The sequence below is a fragment of the Leptotrichia sp. OH3620_COT-345 genome (assembly GCF_003932895.1).
In the GTDB taxonomy this organism is placed as follows: domain Bacteria; phylum Fusobacteriota; class Fusobacteriia; order Fusobacteriales; family Leptotrichiaceae; genus Pseudoleptotrichia.
This window is the reverse complement of record NZ_RQYW01000123.1, coordinates 1-455: the sequence shown is the minus strand read 5'-3', so window position 1 is coordinate 455 and position 455 is coordinate 1. Positions and strand designations below refer to the sequence as shown.

The 455-nt window shown below is 32.1% G+C and carries 1 protein-coding gene; it reads right to left on the bottom strand.

The annotated features are described in order from the left end of the window. Window positions 1-455, bottom strand: a 455-nt coding sequence (locus tag EII29_RS12370) for a hypothetical protein (protein ID WP_158612549.1), incomplete at both ends; no start/stop codon positions are given.

The window sequence follows — 455 nt, the reverse complement described above, 5'->3', positions numbered from 1 at the left end:
TAAGCAAGTCTGTCTTTATAGTATAACGGTAAAGATTTTCCTTTATTTTCAATTACTGCCTTTAATATTTCAGATACTCTTTCTACTTTATTTCCGGCTTTTATAAAGTCTCCTTCCGTTTTCTCCCTTGCATAATCCGTTGCCCAATATTCTGTTCCTAAATCTATATCTATAGGCTTTATCTCCGTATCTTTTATTACTTGAATTCTGTTATTTATATCTCTGTTTATTTCTTTAAATCCTTCTAACTTACCGTCTATTAATGCTTTTACATTTTTTCCTATCGTTGTTCTAACTTTGGCCACATAATCCTTTTCACTGAAATTCACTCTCGTACTATAAGAAACTCCACCTTTGGCTTCTCCCGTAAGCTTGCCGTTTCTGTATACATCAACTACTCCCGGTGTTATATTTACATTTATTCCTATATTTCTGTTCTTATTTATATCTTCCAA